The 21,210-nt window shown below is 45.3% G+C and carries 23 protein-coding genes; 7 read left to right on the top strand and 16 right to left on the bottom strand.

Annotated features, from left to right (window positions below; all coding sequences use genetic code 11):
* The 3 genes from JAO78_RS13550 to JAO78_RS13540 form a co-directional block, all read right to left on the bottom strand.
* The coding region (locus JAO78_RS13550) for a hypothetical protein (protein WP_226751895.1) at window positions 1-333 on the bottom strand (333 nt) is incomplete at its 3' end.
* Window positions 334-368: 35 nt separating this feature from the next.
* Complete coding sequence (locus tag JAO78_RS13545) at window positions 369-1,274, bottom strand: Hcp family type VI secretion system effector (RefSeq protein WP_226751894.1); 906 nt, start codon at window positions 1,272-1,274, stop codon at window positions 369-371.
* Between the two features lie 35 nt (window positions 1,275-1,309).
* Window positions 1,310-1,876 (bottom strand): Hcp family type VI secretion system effector, encoded by a 567-nt coding sequence (locus tag JAO78_RS13540; RefSeq protein WP_226751893.1) that lies wholly within the window; start codon window positions 1,874-1,876, stop codon window positions 1,310-1,312.
* 592 nt (window positions 1,877-2,468) lie between these two features.
* Between JAO78_RS13540 and JAO78_RS13535 the strand changes: the two genes are divergently transcribed.
* From JAO78_RS13535 to JAO78_RS13515, 5 genes are all read left to right on the top strand, one after another.
* Entirely contained in the window at window positions 2,469-3,812 is a 1,344-nt protein-coding gene (locus JAO78_RS13535; RefSeq protein ID WP_226751892.1) for a tetratricopeptide repeat protein, read from the top strand.
* Between the two features lie 139 nt (window positions 3,813-3,951).
* Complete coding sequence (locus JAO78_RS13530) at window positions 3,952-4,362, top strand: DUF3429 domain-containing protein (RefSeq protein ID WP_226751891.1); 411 nt, start codon at window positions 3,952-3,954, stop codon at window positions 4,360-4,362.
* Between the two features lie 4 nt (window positions 4,363-4,366).
* A complete protein-coding gene (locus JAO78_RS13525) occupies window positions 4,367-4,732 on the top strand; it encodes a thiol-disulfide oxidoreductase DCC family protein (RefSeq protein ID WP_226751890.1) in 366 nt (121 codons plus the stop codon).
* A 3-nt stretch (window positions 4,733-4,735) separates the two neighbouring features.
* Window positions 4,736-5,086: a hypothetical protein gene (locus JAO78_RS13520; protein ID WP_226751889.1), complete on the top strand. Its 351-nt coding sequence runs from the start codon at window positions 4,736-4,738 to the stop codon at window positions 5,084-5,086.
* Window positions 5,087-5,230: 144 nt separating this feature from the next.
* Window positions 5,231-7,087, top strand: a complete 1,857-nt coding sequence (locus JAO78_RS13515; protein WP_226751888.1) for a M1 family metallopeptidase — start codon at window positions 5,231-5,233, stop codon at window positions 7,085-7,087.
* A gap of 3 nt (window positions 7,088-7,090) precedes the next feature.
* Here JAO78_RS13515 and chrA read toward each other — a convergent pair whose 3' ends face one another.
* From chrA to JAO78_RS13475, 7 genes are all read right to left on the bottom strand, one after another.
* On the bottom strand, window positions 7,091-8,290 hold the full coding sequence (gene chrA / locus JAO78_RS13510; protein ID WP_226751887.1) for a chromate efflux transporter: 1,200 nt from the start codon (window positions 8,288-8,290) through the stop codon (window positions 7,091-7,093).
* 649 nt (window positions 8,291-8,939) lie between these two features.
* On the bottom strand, window positions 8,940-10,130 hold the full coding sequence (gene arsJ, locus JAO78_RS13505; protein WP_226751886.1) for an organoarsenical effux MFS transporter ArsJ: 1,191 nt from the start codon (window positions 10,128-10,130) through the stop codon (window positions 8,940-8,942).
* Between the two features lie 23 nt (window positions 10,131-10,153).
* A complete protein-coding gene (locus JAO78_RS13500) occupies window positions 10,154-11,158 on the bottom strand; it encodes an ArsJ-associated glyceraldehyde-3-phosphate dehydrogenase (protein WP_226751885.1) in 1,005 nt (334 codons plus the stop codon).
* Between the two features lie 119 nt (window positions 11,159-11,277).
* The gene (locus JAO78_RS16805) at window positions 11,278-12,051 is read right to left on the bottom strand and encodes a metalloregulator ArsR/SmtB family transcription factor (RefSeq protein WP_369413468.1); all 774 of its coding nucleotides are present in this window, start codon (window positions 12,049-12,051) and stop codon (window positions 11,278-11,280) included.
* Window positions 12,052-12,263: 212 nt separating this feature from the next.
* The gene (locus tag JAO78_RS13485; protein WP_226751884.1) at window positions 12,264-13,316 is read right to left on the bottom strand and encodes an aldo/keto reductase; all 1,053 of its coding nucleotides are present in this window, start codon (window positions 13,314-13,316) and stop codon (window positions 12,264-12,266) included.
* Window positions 13,317-13,509: 193 nt separating this feature from the next.
* Window positions 13,510-14,022, bottom strand: coding sequence for a GNAT family N-acetyltransferase (locus JAO78_RS13480; RefSeq protein WP_226751883.1), 513 nt, complete (start codon window positions 14,020-14,022; stop codon window positions 13,510-13,512).
* 1 nt (window position 14,023) lies between these two features.
* Window positions 14,024-14,950, bottom strand: a complete 927-nt coding sequence (locus JAO78_RS13475; RefSeq protein ID WP_226751882.1) for a M14 family metallopeptidase — start codon at window positions 14,948-14,950, stop codon at window positions 14,024-14,026.
* Between the two features lie 184 nt (window positions 14,951-15,134).
* Here JAO78_RS13475 and JAO78_RS13470 point away from each other — a divergent pair, with 184 nt between their 5' ends.
* Window positions 15,135-15,371 (top strand): hypothetical protein, encoded by a 237-nt coding sequence (locus JAO78_RS13470; RefSeq protein WP_226751881.1) that lies wholly within the window; start codon window positions 15,135-15,137, stop codon window positions 15,369-15,371.
* Between the two features lie 30 nt (window positions 15,372-15,401).
* Window positions 15,402-16,262 (top strand): ion transporter, encoded by an 861-nt coding sequence (locus JAO78_RS13465; protein WP_226751880.1) that lies wholly within the window; start codon window positions 15,402-15,404, stop codon window positions 16,260-16,262.
* 59 nt (window positions 16,263-16,321) lie between these two features.
* Here JAO78_RS13465 and JAO78_RS13460 read toward each other — a convergent pair whose 3' ends face one another.
* The 6 genes from JAO78_RS13460 to JAO78_RS13435 all read right to left on the bottom strand — a co-directional run bounded on the left by JAO78_RS13460 (window position 16,322) and on the right by JAO78_RS13435 (window position 21,209).
* Complete coding sequence (locus JAO78_RS13460) at window positions 16,322-16,927, bottom strand: acyl carrier protein phosphodiesterase (RefSeq protein ID WP_226751879.1); 606 nt, start codon at window positions 16,925-16,927, stop codon at window positions 16,322-16,324.
* A gap of 80 nt (window positions 16,928-17,007) precedes the next feature.
* Window positions 17,008-18,273, bottom strand: a complete 1,266-nt coding sequence (locus JAO78_RS13455) for a tetratricopeptide repeat protein (RefSeq protein WP_226751878.1) — start codon at window positions 18,271-18,273, stop codon at window positions 17,008-17,010.
* Window positions 18,274-18,277: 4 nt separating this feature from the next.
* Window positions 18,278-18,895 (bottom strand): energy transducer TonB, encoded by a 618-nt coding sequence (locus JAO78_RS13450; protein WP_226751877.1) that lies wholly within the window; start codon window positions 18,893-18,895, stop codon window positions 18,278-18,280.
* A gap of 2 nt (window positions 18,896-18,897) precedes the next feature.
* A complete protein-coding gene (locus JAO78_RS13445; RefSeq protein ID WP_226751876.1) occupies window positions 18,898-19,302 on the bottom strand; it encodes an ExbD/TolR family protein in 405 nt (134 codons plus the stop codon).
* A gap of 12 nt (window positions 19,303-19,314) precedes the next feature.
* Window positions 19,315-19,842: a MotA/TolQ/ExbB proton channel family protein gene (locus tag JAO78_RS13440; RefSeq protein WP_226751875.1), complete on the bottom strand. Its 528-nt coding sequence runs from the start codon at window positions 19,840-19,842 to the stop codon at window positions 19,315-19,317.
* Entirely contained in the window at window positions 19,842-21,209 is a 1,368-nt protein-coding gene (locus JAO78_RS13435; RefSeq protein ID WP_226751874.1) for a MotA/TolQ/ExbB proton channel family protein, read from the bottom strand. The genes JAO78_RS13440 and JAO78_RS13435 overlap by 1 nt, the downstream gene beginning before the upstream one ends.
* Between the last annotated feature and the right edge of the window lies 1 nt (window position 21,210).

The following is a 21,210-nucleotide window of genomic DNA, read 5'->3' as shown; positions in this document are numbered from 1 at the left end:
ATTTGAGACGCTTTGACCAACAGTAATTGCTGTAAAGTTTGAATAAACGTCAATATAACCATCGTCTCCAAAATCAAAATCATAGGTAAATATTTCCCAATCTGGTCCAAATTCCGCAGTAGGTATATAAACTAAATTGGCATATTGAGTAGCATCAAAGTAAAGCGTAAACCAATTGATATCCAACAATAAGTTGTTGGTAATAGTATAACGCGACTCCCAGGTTGTCCCGGTTATATTGGTCGCCGTGCCGCTAATCAACGCCGCAAATGCGGGCTGAAAGCTCAGCATCACGAAACAGGTTAACGTCGAGATTATTTTTTTTATCTGCATTTTTAAATTCCCGTAATTCATCTATTCCGCTTAAATCAGTTATAAGACTGAATGGAATATATGGGTTGCTGAAAACGACATTTATCACCTACTGGGGTATACATCGTTTGAATCGTCGCCGTATTAAAAGCAACATTTTCGGTTAAACGATCTTCTCCGCCACTGCTACTACTGCTTAGCCCGACCACCAAAACGTTACTTAACGTAATGGCATATTGCGTATACAAACTTGTGCCACATTGCTTAATAACATCGATTTGCACCTCATCAAAAAGCTCGCCTTTGGCAATCGCTAATCTCAGCGGATTACTTGCTGCATCTAAGTATTTGGTAACGTTAACATTACCAAGATTAAACGTGCCTGCCCCAGCCCCTCCGCCAACATGGGTGGTACCTGAATTACTTGCTCCCTCACTCCAGGCTAATACTTGGATCCACTCTTTGTGGCTTGAACTTTCTACCTCACCTTTAATGGCAGGCCCATCAATCTTCATAAAGATACCCACTGCTGTTGGACTAGTGGACGGCGGGGTTGGTGGTGGTGGCAAATCGCCTTCAATTCTCCAAACAAGATCCGCTAAGGTATAAGCTTGGCGTACATTGATTTGAATAGTGAAGTCATTACTACTTGATACACTGCTATTGGCCGTAATAGCACCAAACTCCACGTTTCCTTGAATAATTGATATGCTGCTTGGTGCTGAGACTAAACTGGCTTTCACGTTCGTTAAATCAACAGCTGAGACATTTTGCGCCAAGGCGCGTAATCGATATTCACTGACGGTACGGGTCACTCGGCGCGAACTTACTAAAGTAAAGTTTTTATCATCAATAATGATTTGATCATTAAGAACTTCAGCCACAGCAAAACCGGAAAAGGCGACAAACAGCCCGACCAAAAACCATAACAGGCTATAAAAGCTATTTATCAATAACCTCATGTGATTAACTCCTCATAATTGGGGTTACTGATTGGTTATAGCTGTACATTTGCCGCGATATTCCAACCTGTCGAAATTGGCGCTAACGGATTGCCAAATCTATCAATAGGATAATAGGTCCAGGTGACTTCAGCGAAATTCAATGACACATTTTCAGTCAGCCTATCTTCGCCGCCACTGCCTCCGGCAGAAAACGACGTAACTATGACATTTTTCATTTCTATCTTAAAATATTGCGTCGCACTGCCACCCGCTCTTCTTGCTATTAAGGTTGCCTTTTCGACACGACCGCCATTTGCCACTAACAATCTTAATGCCGGACTGGCACTGTCCAAATATTTAGTAAAATTAAGATCTGTAAAACTGGCTTTACCCGCCCCGCCACCGGCGCTCATATGCGTTGATCCCGAATTGGATAACCCTTCTGACCAAGCCAGAATATCCATGGCACCACTGTTTTTCGCGTCTTGCGTTTCACCAACAATACCATCTATTTCTAAAAATATATCAACGGCAGCGTAACTAACGATAGGCGTCAGTAATAAGCTGGTGGCAGTAACAATGGTGAGTAAACTTTTTGAGAGTGGATTTATTGTTTTCATAAATTATCCTAAGCAGGAGCTAAAGTGAACGTTCTATACACCTCAACTATTAATGCGAATGAAATGTTAATTTCATCCAAGAAAGAAATTGCCAATATTATTTTAAGTGATATTAAAAAAACGCTTTGAAATAGCACTAGACATACTCCTCAAATGCAATATCACCATAAAAATAATTTTTTTATTTCCTAAACACTATTTTTACACGCATATTTAATGCCATTAAAATTAAAGCTCACTAAATTAGCAGCTTAAAAAAACAAATAAAAATGGCAACATAACACTGTAAAGAAAGCTGACAATATTTTTATGCTATTTTATATTTTTTAGAAAATTCAGAGGAAAATAACTACGTTAGAAAATAAGATATAAATTTAATGATATTTTTTACATGAAGTATGAAAGAGAGATAATCAGGCTGGGATTTATTTATCTTCACAAAATAAACACTAAAGAGTAACCTCATGTAGCATATTAAATATTATAGTTTGTACTCACTTTTTAAATTATTCCCCTCCTGATTTAGGCTATATTTGAAACATTAAAAGAACTTAACTGTAAATTGATAACGCCTTAGGATAAGGTGTCAATAATGTCAGTAACGAGCCTGATCATGTCGCCAACTAAAAACAATAAGATCACGCATAATTTAGAATTAGCGAGAGCGCTGCATAAACAAGGCAACCTGATACAAGCTACTGCAGCCTATAAAAAGGTTTTGCGCTTAGCACCCACGCAACCTGACGCACTGCACTATTTAGGGTTAGTGTATTATCAAACAGGGCAAGTGAATGAAGCGCTATCCAATATAAAGCGGGCGCTGGTAATCGCACCACATTATGCTGATGCGATGAATAATTTGGCTAATATTTACAAAGAAACGGGCGATCTGCTAGCAGCCCAAGCGCTTTACACTCGGCTACTGAGCATTGCCCCCCACCACACCAATACGCTGATTAATCTGGCGATCATTTTCAAGCAAACCAAGCAAACACAAGAAGCACTTCATCTGATTCATCGCGCCTTAGCGCTTGAACCACAGCATGTGATTGCTCATTACAATCTTGGGAATATTCAGATTGACCTGCAACAGTTTGAACTGGCTAAATCTTCGTTTATGCAAGTGTTAATGTTAGAGCCGTTGCACCATCAAGCAACGAAGCAACTGGCCTACGTTTTAGCCGAGTTAGGTCAAACAGCAGCAGCTATCGAAACCTTACAAAACCTTATCGAACATAGGCCAGAGGATGCTATTGCTCAGCACCTTCTCGCCGCCTATGCACAAAATACTCCACCGCTTCGAGCCGCCGATAATTACATCAAACAAACCTTTGATCACTATTCTGCCAGTTTTAATCTGTCCTTGGCGCAACTGGAATATCAAGTGCCGCAACTTATTGGTGAAAAAGTACTCAGCAGCCTTTCTCCCGTCGGCTCACAGCTCGATATTCTTGATCTTGGTTGCGGCACTGGGCTTTGTGCTGAATTCATTAAACCCGTTTGTCGGGCTCTTATTGGTGTAGATTTATCTGCCAAAATGTTAGCTCAAGCTGCAAAACTTAACCTTTATAAGGAACTGCATGAAGCGGAGTTAGTTGAGTTCATGTCAAAAACGGCTAAACCATTTGATTGTGTCATTTGTGCCGATACCTTTGTCTATTTTGGGGAGTTGCACAGCGCCTTTTCTGCCACACTGCTTGTGCTTAAGCCTCACGGTTATTTTATTTTTAGTGTTGAACAACATAGTACTTCCGTTAATAGCAATGATTATTTCCTGCAGCGTAATGGTCGGTACAGTCACGCTAAAGCCTATATCAATACGGCGTTGCAGTTGGCAGGTTTTACCCTATGTACTATCGAAAACATTGTGCCACGCTTAGAAAAAGGTAAAGCCGTCTCGGGGGCGCTAATTGTGGCGCAAAAACCAGGCAAATAGACGCACTATATGACCGCTAAGTCGCTCTAGATTAACCAATAGCCAACACAAAAAAATAATAAAAGTACTATTGAGCCCACGACTTTTGATCGCCTGTTACGCGTATAGCGTAGATTGAAACCTGTTTGAGGAGAAACGTATGATTCACCTGCTTGGCTATGCTGGTTTAATTCCCTTTTTGTTACTGCCTGTTGTTAGCTTAGTCTGGCCGCTTATAGCCCCCGCACAAGCCATGTTGTTATTTCAGTTTTATAGCTGTTTAATTTTAGGTTTTATGGCAGGCGTTTTATGGCCGGTATTACATCAGCCTAAGGCGGCTACACAGCAAGCCTTAGCCGCGGTTAGTTTCCCCGTGGTTAGTTTTTTAGCCTTAGCTCTGCTTCCTGCTTACAGTGTGCTGATCCAAGCGGGCTTATTTTTAACACTAAGCTTTTATGAACATTTTTCTGGTATAAGCCAACATTATCAGCGCAGTTATCGTCAGTTACGTTATCAGTTGACTGCAGTAGTGGTCAGTTGTCATCTTGGGTATTTTTATTTTTATGGATAACGCAATGTCAGTCAGCCAGAACCAAGCCGCCTTATTTTTTGATGGTAGTTGTAAGTTGTGTCGGCATGAAATCAATTGGTTAGGCCCAAAGCTAAAGGGAAAAATGCAACTGGTGGATATTAGCCAGCCCGATTTCACAGGCTTTAACGGCGCCAGTAAAATGCAAATGATGCAGCAAATTCATGTTTGGGATGGCCAGCAATTTCAGATAGGTTTAACTGCCACACTGTTTTATTGGCGCCTCGCTGGTTTAAGGCTATTACCGGCTATTTTGGCTTTTCCTTTGATCCGCCCCATAGCCAATTGGGCTTATCAGTATTGGGCGCGCAAACGCCTAAAATGTACCGATGGCCAGTGTGAGATAAAATAGCCAATGCGTCCTCCTCGTCATCGTGTGCGCACCAAAGCGCAGCAACAATCCGACTTGCAGTTACTGCAATTACATGCGCGTATTGCTGATAAACTGTTGGCCAATTCTGAGCTGGCCATCCCCCTACTTGAAAAGTTAGAACTGCGCTATCAAACCGGTTTAATTAAGCATTGGGGTTATATTCGTTGGCACAGTATTTTAACGATGATGCATGAACCAGAGATCTTCAAACGGGCCTTGCTCGAAGACAGTGACAGCATGCGTCGACTGCGCCGCAAAACCCTGTTAACCGGCATCCTGACCGAGCAAGAGCGCGAAAATTTGCTACTGGAGCAGCAAACTGAATCTAACTAAGCATCCCATATCTTAAGCGAAAAAAATTTACCACGCGCCCTTACGTGGTTTAAGTCCTGAGCAGACAGATAGCCGTCTTGTATTGGCGCCAGCTTTGGCCGTACACTGCAAATCTTCATTTTTGATACTCTTGCAGGAACCACTATGTTTGTGCGCCCGCTTTTATTCATATGCTTACTGTTACTTGCCAGCCCTTTTAGCCAAGCCGTTCAGGCCAAGGATAGCTATACCTATGCTAACCTTGAGGAGGTGCGGGTTAGCCATTTGTACTTAGATTTACAGGTAGATTTTCAAAAGCAGGCCTTAATCGGTTTTGCTGAGCTGACACTGGATTGGCAACAAAAAGAGCGTAATCAGATTCTGCTCGATACCCGCGATTTAGACATTAAAAAGGTGTATGCCCGTCGTGCTGATGGCCAGTGGCGACAAGTGCCTTTTCAGTTGGCCGCGCGTGATGCGGTACTGGGCAGTAAATTGACCATTACACCGGGGTTTCAACCGAAGAGAATTCGTGTTCAATACCAATCTACTCCGGCAGCGTCAGGCTTACAGTGGCTGAGTAAAGCGCAAACCGCCGGTAAAACGCAGCCGTTTATGTTTAGTCAAAATCAAGCTATTCATGCCAGAAGCTGGATCCCAATTCAAGATAGCCCCGCACTGCGCTTAACTTACACGGCACGTATTCAAACCGATCCTGAACTGCTGGCGGTGATGAGCGCGCCCAACTCACCAAGCGCCGAGCGCAGCGGTGATTATCGCTTTAACATGCCACACCCCATCCCACCGTATTTGCTAGCGCTGGCTGTCGGCGATTTGCACTTTAAAGCGATGAGCGAGCAAACTGGCATTTATGCCGAAACTTATATTTTAGAGGCCGCGGCTAAAGAATTTGCCAGTACCCAACAAATGATTGCCGCCACAGAACAACTCTACGGCGAGTACCGTTGGGGTCGGTATGATTTATTGATTTTACCGCCCAGCTTCCCGTTTGGTGGTATGGAAAACCCAGTGCTGTCGTTTATTACCCCCACAGTGGTGGCTGGCGATGGCAGTTTAGTGAATTTAATTGCGCATGAGTTAGCGCATTCTTGGTCCGGTAACTTAGTGACCAACGCCACGTGGCAAGATCTGTGGCTAAATGAGGGCTTCACCTCTTATGTGGAAAACCGCATTATGGAGCAGGTGTTTGGCACTGATCGTGCGCTAATGGAGCAGGCCCTATCGGTGCAAGATTTAATGAAAGAGCTGCCCAGCCTAGCCGCTGATGACACACAGCTTTATCTGGATTTAAAAGGCCGTGATCCAGACGATGCATTTACTGGCGTACCCTACACCAAAGGCCAACTATTTTTGATGTTTTTAGAACAGCGCTTTGGCCGTGCGGTATTCGATCCTTTTGTGCGCCAATACTTTGCCGACCATGCCTTTGAAAGTATCACCACCGCAGAATTTGAGCGTTATTTAACCGCGAATTTACTGCAAGCCCACCCGGGTAAAGTCAGCACTGCAGAGGTGCAAGAGTGGATCCACGGCAGCGGTTTGCCTGCCAGCTCGCCTAAGCCGCAGTCGGATGCGTTTTTACGCGTGCAGCAATACAGCAATGCTTGGCGCTCTGGCTTAACTGCCCTTACCGAGATCCCCACCAGCGAGTGGACGGTGCACGAATGGCTGTATTTTATTAATAACTTGCCACTTGATATCAACCTTGGACAATTGCAACAGTTAGACAGTGCCTTTGCGCTGACGCAATCGAGCAATAGTGAAATTGCCCATGCGTGGTTTTTGTTGGCGTTAAAAAATAATTACACCGCGGTGTTACCGGCACTTGAGGGCTATTTGCTGAAAATTGGTCGGCGTAAGCTGATTTTGCCGCTGTATAAACAACTGGCCAGCACGCCAGAGGGGTTAGCACTGGCACGCAAAGTGTATCAGCAGGCTCGCCCTGGCTATCATCCTCTAGCCCAAGGCAGTGTTGATGAGATCTTAAAACTCGCTAACTAAGCCTCAGCCAATCAGCGTTAATAGCGCCCCCAAAGCGCCGCCAGCCAGCACCAGTTGCCAAGCTGGCCGGCGCCAAAACTGCAACGCCACAAACCCACCAAGTGCAATAGCCAGATCAACAACATTAAAGATACTGTTTTGCCAAATCGGCTGATACAAGGCCGCCAATAAAATACCGGTAACGCTAGCCCCTACCCCGGCCATCACTCGGCTGATGGTGGCAGAGCTGCGCAATTGCTGCCAATAGGGTAATACCGCTGCCAGCACTAAAAATGACGGTAAAAAAATGGCTAAAAGGGCTAATACCCCGCCACTGACACCCGAAACTGGGCCGGTATTTGCAGCCCCAAGAAAAGCCGCGAAGGTAAAGAGTGGGCCTGGCACCGCCTGTGCAGCGGCATAGCCCGCTAAAAAGGTGTCAGCATCCACTAGGCCATTTGGCACCACTTCAGCTTGTAATAACGGCAGTACTACATGGCCGCCACCAAACACTAAGGCACCGGCCCGGTAGAAGGATTCAAACAGCGCTAACGCAGCGCTGGGATACAACTGTACCCATAACGGCAAGCCGATTAACAACAGCAGAAACAGTAGCCCAAAGCCTTTGGCGGCAGTACTTGATATCTTTAAGGGTAAGGCGTTGCTGCTGCTCGGCTCTGGTGCTAAGCACAGATAGCCTAAGAAGGCGCCAAGTACAATTACCAGAGGTTGTAACCAAACAAGCGGGAATACTAATAGCAGCAACGTGCTGATGGTCATAATGCTGATTTTTGTTTTGGTATTACACAGGGTTTTTGCCATGCCCCAGACGGCATGGGCAACGACGGCAACGGCTACCAGCTTTAAACCATGCAACACACCTTGCGTGAGCGCGCTTTGTAAAAGGGGTAAGCTTACACTAAAGGCAATAAGTAGTATGGCGGAGGGTAAGGTAAAGCCTAACCACGCAGCCAAAGCGCCGCGGTAATGGCCTCGCAGCAAGCCTATGGCTAAACCCACTTGGCTACTGGCAGGGCCAGGCAAAAACTGGCACAGCGCAACGAGTTCGGCATAATCACGCTCGCTAAGCCATTGGCGTTTTTCAACGAATGCGTAACGAAAATAGCCCAGGTGTGCCACGGGGCCTCCAAAGGAGGTGATCCCGAGTACGAAAAAGATCCGGAACAAGCTCCAGAAGCGAGAGTGTGATGCGGTTTCAGTCATGGTTAACCTGTCATAGCGTTTTCATTATTATTAAGCAACGGCCCTTAGCTGCGTTTTTAGCGTCAGTTTACACAACGCTGCAAGCGTTGATGCACCTGGTGGCTAAACGCGACGTACAACTTTGCAAAGTACGCTGTGGATACATATTCGTTCAACTATCGCTGCGAGTTCAGTTCATCCGGTGACCCAGTACTCCGTACACCTTTGCTGGGGCACGCCGAAAATACATCCCTGTAGGCTCCTCTTTGGCATCCATGCCAAAGACGTCCCCAGCAAAGGGTACTGCGCACTTGTCACCTCGTTTGATATTTATGTGTCATCTAAGCTGAAACAAACATTATAAGATGCTTACCGTTACATAACGCCATGTATAACGTTATCTTTTAAAGGTATTTTCTAGCCAAGCAGAGAGCAGATATTGCTAAGCAAAGCCTCTCCGGCATTGATGCCTGACAAATTCATCTGAAACGAATTTGGACAGCTCTGCTGACCCTAAGGGGCGGATTCACGGCGTACCTCAGAAAAAATGGACGTAGCTCCTTGCCATATTTAGTGCACAAAACTCTTTTTGTGTGCCAAAAATTCACAACCACACCACTGTGAAACAGCTGCATGGTGTAATTTTGTATGTCACACTTCATTTATTTATTTATTGCAGTTTTAATCGCCAAGTACACAACACCGCCCCGAGTAACAGCAAACCGGATAACCACAAACACGCCACTAACCCATAACTTTGGTATGCCCAGCCTGATAATAAGGTTCCAGCTAAACGCCCGGCGGCATTGGCCATATAATAAAAGCCTACATCCAGCGACACGCCATCACGATTGGCACTGGCAACGATTAAGTAGCTATGTAAGCTCGAGTTAATGGCAAAAAACACACAGTAAAGCAATAAACCACACAACAGCGCGAGTAATGGCTGAGCGCTATACAGCATGGCGATACCTATTAACCAAGGCAACAAGGCTAACAGCAGTACCCAATTAAGTGCTGTACTGGCCGTTGGCGGCGCTTGCTTATTACTGCGGGTAAGCTTAGGGGTAAACGCCTGCACTATGCCATAGGCAATAACCCAACTGGCTAAAAACGCCCCCACTGCACTTTGTGACCAACCAGCAATACTCGCTAAATACAACGGCAACGCAATCACAAACCATACATCGCGCGACGCAAATAAACAAAAACGTGCCGCCGACAACCAATTTAAACTGGCACTTTTAGACAGCAGCTCAGTAAATTTCGGTTTAAAGCTTTTTTTGCCAAGATCCTGTTTCAGCAAGACTAAACTGAATACCCATACCAGCAACAAACTGCCTGCCATTGCCGCCATCGCGCCTTGAAAACCTAAACACGCTAATAACACCCCGCCTAAAAAGAACCCCACGCCCTTAAGAGCATTTTTAGAGCCAGTTAATAGCGCCACCCACTTGTATAACGCACCTTGCGCTTCATCAGGTAGCAGCAGCTTTATGGCACTTTTTGCGCTCATTTTATTTAGATCTTTGGCAATACCTGACAAGGCCTGCGCCGCCATCACCCACAGCACAGTAAGCTGTGCCGTGGGGAGCAATAACATGCTAAGTGCGAAAATTTGCAGCAATAACCCCAGATTCATGGTTTTGTTTAACCCCAAACGCGCACCTAGCCAGCCCCCCACTAAATTGGTGACAATGCCAAAAAACTCATAGAACACAAATAATGAAGCGATGGCCAGTGGGCTGTAACCTAACTGATAAAAGTGCAGCACAATTAGCATGCGCAGCGCCCCATCGGTTAAGGTAAAGGCCCAGTAATTACCGGTTACGATTAAATATTGCCGTACATCTGCGTTCATGCTGCTCTCTTATGCAAAATGGCTTATTTGGCCAAGCCAACTAATTTGGCTAACTCAACGGTGCGATTGGCATAGCCCCACTCGTTGTCATACCATGCATAAATTTTTACTTGGGTACCGTTTACCACCATGGTGGAAAGCGCATCAATAATGCTCGAACGCGGATCGGTTTTAAAATCTACGGACACTAAAGGCCGTGTTTCATAACCTAAAATACCGGCCAACTCACCCTCTGCTGCCGCTTTAAGTAGCGCATTCACTTCTTCTGCTGTGGTGGCACGCTCTACTTCAAATACACAGTCTGTCAGTGATGCATTGGCCAGTGGCACACGCACGGCATGCCCGTTTAAACGGCCTTTTAGCTCAGGAAAAATTTCGGTAATCGCCGTGGCCGAGCCGGTAGTCGTAGGTATTAAACTGCTGCCACAAGCCCGCGCGCGGCGTAAGTCTTTATGCGGCGAATCTAAAATAGATTGGGTATTGGTTAAATCATGAATAGTGGTAATGGCACCGTGTTTAATGCCTAATTTTTCGTGGATCACTTTTACCACTGGCGCTAAACAGTTAGTTGTACAACTTGCCGCCGTGACAATCTGATGAATTGAGGGATCAAACAACTGCTGATTAACCCCCATCACCACATTTAACACACCGGCTTCTTTAACAGGCGCGCTAACCACGACCCGTTTTACCCCTTGATCTAAATAGGCTTGCAGCAGCGCCTTGCTTTTCATTTTACCCGAGGCGTCGATTACCACATCACAGCCCGACCAATCCGTGTCAGCAATGGCTTTATTGGCGGTTACCTTGATGTGCTGCCCTTTGATTATCATGGCATCTTCATTGGCCGTGGCCTCATGTTGCCAACGGCCATGTACCGAATCAAAGTTAACTAAGTGCGCAAAGGTGGCCGCATCGGCCGCCGGATCGTTAATTTGCACAAATTCAAACTCAGGCCAGTCAAAGGCTGCGCGCAGTGCTAAGCGGCCGATGCGGCCAAAACCATTAATTCCTACTTTAATTGTCATTATGCTGTCCTGTTTTTCATTAACATTATTCAGTTTCGACTGTTGCGGCCGTTTTTAAACTTTTGCCAGCCACAATGCCAAGCGCTTAAAACTCTGTGTTGACTTTGTAAAGTGCATCGTTATTCACGACAACATTGACTGTCACGCGTTGGACGATCGCCCATAGCCGCAAGATTCGCTTGTAACGGCGCGAGAAAGGGTTGCTGCGCGACCGCCGTCTGCTTAAGGCAAGCTTGCGCCCACGGCGCTAAGGTTGGATTTAAACGGTAATACACCCACTGCCCCTGACGACGGTCGAGCAGCACCGCGGCTTTTCTCAGTATGGCCAAGTGGCGTGAAATTTTGGGCTGGGTATCTTGTAAGGCGGTCGTGAGCTCGCAAACACATAATTCTTGCTCGGCCATAATTAATAACAACGCATTGAGCCGGGTTTCATCGGCCAGTAATTTAAAAAAACTCAGTGGGGTTAAGGGTTTGTGCTGATGCTGTCGATCGTATAGCAGCACAAACATACTTAAGCGCTCGGCTAATTGATGAAGTGTGGTTTCAAAAGCATGAGAATCAGAACTTTGCTTTGGATCGCTAAAATCCCAAGCCAATAAATGCTTAGCGGTGATTTCGTTGGCGCACTCTGCCGTTGTTTTATTGCATAGCACAATCGCATAATCAAAATTGATATGCCGATATTTACTGAGGGGTTTGGCGTACAAACCCTCGGTACTGATACCCTGAGCGGCTAAAGTACTTAAAGCGCGAGGATCGGCAACAGCAGGCGCACTACCCCCACTGTATACTGTAAAACGATCCGCATATTTATGCCGAGCTAAGCCTTCCGCTAAAATAGAACGCGCGGAGTTCTCGGAGCAAATAAACAGTAGAGTGGGTAATGTCACAATTATTCACATATGAAAAAACGAATATGCGAATTATATTATATGTGTTTATTGAAACTGCAAGCCTAAAACGCAAAGTTCATCAAACTGCCACATAACACATTTTGAAACGGACCCGTCGTTAACGACTTTACGCATACTGAGATAAAGAAACGATCCACCATCAGCTCCGAGCATAGGCTCAGTGCTGATGGTGAAAGCAGAAGGGAAATTTAAAAGGTCTGTGGATGCCGTTGTAACCAATCGTTCATGGCATCAAGTACTGCAGGTTTTAGTGGTATGGCAAAAGCCGCAATATTTTCCTGTAATTGTTGAGTGTTAGTGGCGCCGATTATCGTGGAGGTAACGCCGACAACTTGATTGGTCCAGCTTAATGCTAGCTGCGTTGGACTGATGCGAAAATTCGCCGCCAGTGCAACAAAGTCAGCGATCGCGGCATTAGATTGTGCGGTATCTCGAAATAAGCCATTACGCTGAGCGATAGACCAGCGACTGCCGGCAGGTCGCGCCCCGCCGAGATATTTACCCGACAATGCCCCACCCGCCAAAGGCGACCAAGGCAGGTATGCCAATTGCTCATGCTGACATTGCTCTAACAAATAAGGCCAGTCTTTAGTGTGCAGCGGACCAAATTCGTTTTGCACTGAGACCATTCGAGGCAAGTTATGCTGCTTACTTAACTGCAAATATTGGCTGATCCCCCATGGGGTTTCATTTGACAAGCCACAATAACGGATTTTACCGGCCTGCACTAAATCGGCCAGTGTCTGCAAAATCGCTAAGATCTCATCTTGTTGCTGCTGCACATTGACCGTAGCAAAATTGATGCGGTTAACCGCATGCTTACCAAAATGTGGAGATGTGCGATTCGGCCAATGCAATTGATATAAATCGATATAGTCGGTATTTAAACGGCTAAGTGAGCCTTCAACGGCTGCGATGATACTTTGCGGGCTGATCGGGCTACCGTTACGAATATGACTAATACCATTACCGGCAATTTTGCTGGCAATAATCAACTTATCGCGCTGCGCAGCATGGCGGCTTAACCAATTACCCAAAATTTGCTCTGTGGCACCATAAGTTTCAGGACGTGGCGGAATAGCGTAAAGCTCAGCAGTATCAATAAAGTTTACACCAGCCTCTAACGCCAATGCTAACTGCGCATTGGCATCTGCCTGGGTATTTTGCTGGCCCCAAGTCATGGTGCCTAAGCAAACTCGAGATACACTAAGATCGCTGCTACCTAATATTGAATACTGCATGTTTGTCTCTGAATTTATTCAAATAAGCCGACTATAGCAGATTACTCTGCATTTTAGTGACTCGTTGCGGCGCAACTGTAGATGTTACACACAGGCAATAAGGCTAAAGCCCCAGAGACTAAACGCCAACAGGCCAGTTTTTAGCCGTTACAACAGCTGCAAAGAGCAGCTTGATACACGCATCACTAAAAAATTAGCCACTGGTTAAAGGCTTCTGCATATACACTGCATCTAAGCCATAACTATGCAAAGCGCACTGTGCTTTTTCGGCTATGAGCCTTTTCGCAATAAAGCCCTGTTTATGCCAAAAACGCTGCGATTTTTGAACAGCAACTAAGGCTAAACATGGCAGCGATAAAGCAGCCGCATGCTGCTCAGCTTGTTTTAACAGTATGGCGGCAATACCTTTACCCCGTGCAGCCTCACTAACGGCCAGATCATGCAGATACAATAGATCCGCTGCCGCTGCACGCTCAAATTGACTGGCTAAAACAGTCACATGCTGCGTCAGCGCAGGATAACTAAATAAATAGCCAAGTAACTCACCCGCTGTATTTTCGGCCAACCAGCAACTTTCTGCCGCCACCTTTAAACGAGTACCAAGTAACGCCGGTGGCTCATATAAATCGTCGCTATAGCAGTGATCTTGCAAGGCAACCACCTTAGCAAGATCATCCGCTTGCAGCAGACGGATCCTGACATCCATACTAGTTCGCTTGCCTAACAAAGTTTAAAGCAGCACAAATCGCGGTAACTTGTGCCATAACGCATTGTTCAGACGTAGCACTGGGGCTGTCTGGATACACTTCAGTGGTGGTCACATATGGGGCCTCTGTAACACGACCGCATAAACCCAAGGCTTTTTTTGGATAATTAATCACCCCCGGTTGTACCATAGGATCACCAATTAACTCACCGTTTTCGTCCGGCGGTGCGATATGCGTTACCTTGGCGACTTCATTAATAATTGCTTGCTGAAAAGCCGGCTCGGGTCGTTCTGCATCGCCAACGAGGTAAAAACCATCCGGAATGTTCCAATTGGTATTGACGGTGCCATCGCGCGCAGCTTTTGCTGGGCGAAACTCCGTATTATCACTGTCGGTGGTTTCATGTAAATCAATGTGTAACAAAGGGGTGATACCCAGTCGCTGTATATACTCACGTAAATAACGTGCTTCGTCACTTGCACTATCACCGCTAAATGAGCGATTTGGATCCACCGCCAAAGGGTTCCAGCGATTAATCGTTTCATAGGCCCAAGGGCTAATACAAGGTGCAATTAGCAGATTAAAATCAGCTAAATAACCCTCTACATGCTTAGCCGCAAAACGCAAAGCACCCTGCACGCCACTGGTTTCGTAACCATGTACACCCCCGGTAATTAACGCTAACGGTTTATCGTCTCGCCAATCACGACTCTTTAAAATATACAGCGGGTAACAAGCAAAACTTTGCGCTTGATAATCAACCTCACCATATTGCACTCTCTCGAAATGCGCATCTAGCGATGCTAAAGGCGCAACCACATCCTGCTGATAACTGCGTTGTACTTTTTGTAACGCCAACCATTGTTGTTTCTCAGCCGCTTGCCAAGGCTGGCCTAAACGGCCAATCGGGTAATATACTTCTGTCATAATGTCCTCTGTTAGCGCTGCTATCTAACCTCACTGTCTAAATTGTATAACAGTTTAAATTGCCATAAACAGCCTACCTGAAAGTAGCTACGAGGCCCAGATCATAGAACGTTATTACGACAATAATCTACGGCAAAGAATATAATTAAGCCCGACAGCAACGTGTCGCAGTATTTGAATAGGCTTGGCGTTATCACAAACCCGCCGCAACTTTCCCAGTGCCGCTTTTTTATGCAGCTTACTGGGGTTAATTAGCGTGTTTTACTACGAAAGTACATTAAAGCAAAACGTATTACCGGCCGGGATAAGCGTGTTATTGATAAGCTGGTTGTATGCGGCCATTTTGGCAGAAGTTATCTTGCGCCCACTGATATTTAAATTAAGCCATGCTATTACACTGCAAAACAAGGACGACGCTTGAGTCGAAAGCCCAGTACTGCTAGGCTAGTTTATGAATAAAACAAGTGCTTTAACCGCTATGAACAAAAGAAATTGGCTGGCAAAACAAATAGATCCTTCGTCATGGCGTCAAGAGGGGCTATCGCCATTCAATTTTTTCATATGTATTGTTATTGTACTTTCCACCATCTTCGCCATATTAGAAACAGAGCCTTTATTAACAGAGGCTTATCCTGAATACTTTGTTTTAATTAATCAGATATTATTATTCATATTTGCTACTGAGTTAGCCTTACGTATCTATATTGCGCCTTATGGGCACGGCGAACAGGGCATTAGCCGTTGGCGCTTTATTATTTCTGGCTGGACTTTGCTGGATATCTTAGTGCTGTTAACTTTTATGCCATTGTCCGAAGATTTACCGCTATTGGTGATTCGTTTGATGCGCGTTTTCCGTATTTTGCGTTTATCCCGGCTGACACGCTTTAATTACTCCCTCACTTTACTGCTGCAATCCATTCGTAAACGACAGACCGAATTGGGCATCAGCTTTCTAATAGCCCTTTTATTACTGTTACTCACGTCGATATTGTTATATTTGGTGGAAGGGAAAAGTAACCCAGAAGACTTTGGCAGTATACCGCGTACCATGTGGTGGTCTATTGCCACACTCACCACTGTGGGTTATGGCGATGTCACCCCCCTGTCGCCACTAGGTAAGTTCTGTGCCGGAATAACCGCGTTAATTGGTATTGGTTTAGTCGCCATGCCTACGGGCATATTGGCGGCCGCTTTTAGCGATGCTTATCAACAAGCTCGCGAACATAAAGCACAACACTTAAAACATTTAGAAGAAAGAAGAACCGCGGAAGCCAGCAAACGGGTTGAACAACAAAAAAATACCGAAGGCTAAAGCCATACCGCTTCAAAGAAATAACCATTTACAGGCTTGATAGGCTTGCAGGGCACAAGCTAACACTGTGTGGGCATGATAATCGGCTCTAAAGCCTGTTGTCGCACATGCTGTTGTAACCTAGGATAAAAGTCTAAAAATACCTGTTCAAGCTCAGTATAGCGCGGGGTAATTTCAGTAATAATGCCATCGAATTGATTAGCAAAACGAATTCGCTGAGCAATCCTATCTAACGCCATGCCGACTCGAGGTAATTGCTGGTAACTTTCAAACCAATCTTGCTGTCGTACTTTTTGCATAGTCCACAACATCTGCGCTGGCATTAGAGGTTCTGCATGGGCTAATTGCTGGTAGAGCGCTAACTTAGCGCGACTAAAAGGTTCTGCATAAAAGCGAGACCAATGCACTGTTAAAAAGTGGTCAAATAATACATCTAAAGCCACCCCTGCAAAGCGCCTCCTTGTTGATGAAAATTGCCGCTTAGCCAAACAAATAGCACTATCTGCATCAGTAAAAGCATCTACTGCACGATGATTAGCAAGGCCGGCTTTAATTGAGGGGGCAAGTAAAACAAGGCATACGCCTTTAGAGAAGTCACCCAACAAATTCCCCACTAACGATGGCGCTGTAGGCTGCGCTAGAGCCATATGTGCCAAATAGTTCATCATCACCTGTAATACAAAATTGCTTAAACGATTTGATAAAAAAACCCGCTATTTAGCGGGTTTTTTAGTAAGCATATCAATTATAAGCTGATGTTTTTCACTCGCGCTTTTTCATTGATGTAGCTCTGCCAACTACGTGTTTGACGCTCAGTTGCAGGATCCCGCTTGGCCGCTTGCAATGCCGCATTTGCTTCGCGATATTTACCTTGATAGAAGTAGGCTTCCATCAGGCTCATATGGATCTTACCAGCATCACGTGAATCAATGGCTAAAGAGGCATCAAAAGCTTTAATGGCATCGTTGTACTTTTGGATGGCTAAGTAAGCCATACCTTGGCGACGATACGCATCAGCTTCATTGGTCATTTTAGCTAATTCACCATAGTACTCAGCAGCTTTAGCAAAATCACGAGCAGCTTGGAAGTTAGATGCAATAGCATTTAACATGGTACGATCTTTTTTGATCTTACCGCTTTTCATGTATTTTTCGTAAATCGCTGCCGCTTTGTGCGGAATGTTGTTATTTGCATACATTTGTCCCAGCGTTTTCAGCTCAGACTCTGATTGCAAATAACCATTGTTGTAAGCGATTTGCAGAGCACTTAACGACTTTTGGTAATCTTCAACTAAGGTATAAAAGTTACCTAAGTAAACCCAATATTGGCGTTCTTCAGGAAACAGTTGCACCATGGTTTCTACCGTTTCTACCGTTTTAGGGTAGTTTTTAGACTCATACAAGGCGCCCATTTTCAGCATATAATACTGTTTGTTAGGCTCTTTGGCATAACGAATAGCATTATCAATCGGAGTAAGAACGTTTTTGTAATCACCTAGTTGGTAGTAAGCGTTAGCAATACGCAGATAGACATCTGGGTCTTGCTCACCGGTAAACTTCATCCAAGCTTCGTAGTTTCTAATGGCGTCTTTATGCATGTTTTCCATTGACTGCAAATCTGCAACCAGCTTTAACGATGCAGAATGATCCGCAAAACTTAATAAGTCAGACTTAACGGCTTGCTCAAGATACTTGATCGCTTGCTTGGTATCTTTAGTGGCATATAAAGAACCGATAAAACGTGCTAAAAACGCATTATCAAAATCATTGCCACCACGAATTTCTTGCAGTACTTGCAAGGCTTCGTCAATTTTCTCTTCGCTGTATAGCTCAAACGCTTTAGTTACACCGCGTCCTACCCGTTCACCAGGTAATTGCGTTTTACGGTTTTTGCGTTCTTCAATGCGTGCTCTGTCAGCATCAGTGATGTTAACCTGTGCCATTGCTGGCACAGAAAAACTAAAACTGGCGGCAACGATCAGAGCTGAGGTTAATAAAGATAATTTTTTCATTTCTTTAATCTCCCTGTTGCATGTCTAAGCTGAAATCTAGCTGTACTTGTTGACCAGGCTGGCGCATTGGCTTGCCATCAACAACTTTCGGGCTGTATTTCCAACGACGCAGAGCACGGATAGCTTCACGGTCGAATACACGACGTGGTTCGGCTTCAATCACTTCAACCTCATCCACACTGCCGTCTTCCATGATAGTAAAGCTTAAACGTACCCAGCCTTGTAAGCCGTCACGCGCTGCTTGCACAGGATACCGTGGTTCAATACGTACGATAGGCGTTGCATCACCGTCACGTAATAAAGAGCCTGGATCACCTAACCCCGTGTTTGCACCCAGATCAAGACCCGGCATATTGAACGACACGGCACCGGCAGTATTGCTCATTTCTGGCTCCGGCTGCTGCTGTTTAGGCGGCTGAGCCGGTGGTGGCGGTGGTGGCGGTGGTGGTGGAGTCCGCGTCTGTGTATCTGAATCCGGCGGTGTCGTATTAATTTCTATAATAATACGCTCCTGCTCAGGAGGACGCCGCTCGCCGCTGCCCTCAATGAGCAGCGCCATAATCAGAAACAACAGGAACGTTACCACGGCACCGATAATTAACGATGTTAGGAAACGTACCATAATTAGTTATTCTCCCCAGCAACAGTAATAACAAGCGACGGATCAGCTGCTTTAATCTGGTCCATAACTTCCATTACTACACCGTGTTTCGATTCTTTGTCTGCCTGAATGATAATGGTATCAGTAGGTGACTCAGCTCTTAACCGCTCGATGTTTGCAGAAACCCGCTCAACATCAACCGGACGCTTGTCCATCCAAACTTCACCGTTAGCACGGATAGCAATAAAGATTGTCGCACTAGGCTTTTTAGTGGCCTGGGCCGCTTCAGGTTTGTTGACATCAATACCTGCTTCTTTCACGAAAGAAGTCGTAACGATAAAGAAGATCAACATAATGAAAACGATATCCATCATCGGCGTAATGTCGATTGCGGCTTCTTCGTCTTCGCGTATACGTTTACGTGCCATAAAAATTCTCTCTTAATGATGCGGTAAGCTGTCTACGAGATCAGCTTTCTCTCGTTTGACTTTCACTTCCAGCCGCGAACTGAAAAATACACCTGACAAAGCCGCAACCATACCCGCCATTGTCGGGATAGTTGCCATGGAGATACCCGCCGCCATTGTGCGAGGGTTACCGGTACCTTGGGTGGCCATGATATCGAACACCGCAATCATACCCGTTACCGTTCCAAGCAGACCCACTAATGGGCACATTGCAACCAGTGTCTTAATCAGTAACATTCTTTGATCGAGTTGATCCGTCGCTTCAGAAATCCAGCAATCACGGACTTTATGCGCATACCAAGAAGTTGTATCTTCCCGAGCATCCCACTTAGCAATGATTTCCCGTTTCATCTTAGGAAAGATTGAAGTGACATACCAGTAACGCTCTATCATCAATACCCACATAATGAAGAGCACTATGGCGACAACGTACAGGACGTTGCCTCCCGTATGGATAAAATCCTGTACTGATTCCCACAGCCCTACTAGCTGGAGATTCATTAGGCTTTCTCCTTCTCCGCGTGAGCAGCAACAATACCCGCGCTTTGCTCATCTAGAACTTGTAGAATTGATTTAGCACGTGACTGAACGATGCTGTGAACGAACAGTAATGGTAAAGCACAAATCAGACCTAGCGCAGTAGTTACCAATGCTAAAGAGATTGAACCTGCCATCAGTTTCGGGTCACCTGTACCGTATAACGTGATTTGTTGGAACGTTAAAATCATACCGATTACTGTACCTAATAGACCCATTAACGGTGCTACTGCAGCAAACAGTTTGATTAAGCCGATACCACGGTCAACCGCTGGAGTTTCACGCAGGATGGCTTCGTCTAACTTAAGCTCTAAGTTTTCAACATCAGCAGATTTGTTGTCATGATAAACTTTCAGAATACGACCCAGTGGGTTTTTCTCTGATGGTGTACCCAGATTTTTCAGCTGTGCGCGCATTTTGCCGCCAACAGAAGCTAATACTAGGATACGCTCTAAGGCAATCAGTAAACCGATAGCTAATAATACGGTGATCAAATAACCAACCGTGCCACCCTGATGGTAGTATTCCATCAATGTTGCGCGTTGCTGATTTAAACGTAACAGTGAGTTACCTTTTGTTGGATCCACATACATACCCGCTAATTCACCAGCACCTGCGCTGTTAAACGTAGCAACTGAGCTTTGGATTTTAGACTGTGGTGCACGACCCAGTGGCTGTATTTGGTCAGTATCAACGTTACGGATCAAATAATCAGTCGCTGTAGTTAAGTGGAAAGCACCCAAACGAGTTACACGTTGAGTAGAAGTACCACCGGCTAACTCAACCACTTCAGCGTCAAATTTTGAAATTTTAGCTGATTCAGTCATTTCAGTTAACATCGCAACCCACAGGTCTTCCATCTGATCTAATGTTGGAAGTTCAGATGCTGCAGCGATTTCACGTAATGGTACATCACGGCCAGGATATTCGGCGCTAATGATTGAACTGCTAATGGTACCCAGTGTTTTGTTGGCTGTTTGACGAACCACACCGAATACTTCACCCATAGTACCTAAAGCGCTTTGTAACTCTTGTTGCTTTTGGGCGATAAGGATGTCGTTTTGAGCATATTCTTGCTGTAAACGTTTACCACGAGCTTCTTGATCAGCTAAGGCTTTTTTCGCCGCATTTAATAATGCTTGCTTATCGGCACGCTCAGCTAAGAATGCACGCTCACGCTCTTGGTTAACGCGACCTTCAACTGTACGTTGCTGTTGAATTTGTTGCAGTAATTGGTCTAACTTTTCGGTATTCGCTACCGCGTTGAATGCTACTGACGCAGAAAGTGTAACTGCCGCAGCAACAACTAAACTTTTAATTGCCATTTTCATC

It is taken from the genome of Alishewanella maricola (assembly GCF_016343785.1).
GTDB lineage: Bacteria > Pseudomonadota > Gammaproteobacteria > Enterobacterales > Alteromonadaceae > Alishewanella > Alishewanella maricola.
The sequence above is the reverse complement of the archived record's forward strand: the minus strand, read 5'-3'. Positions and strand labels throughout refer to the sequence as shown.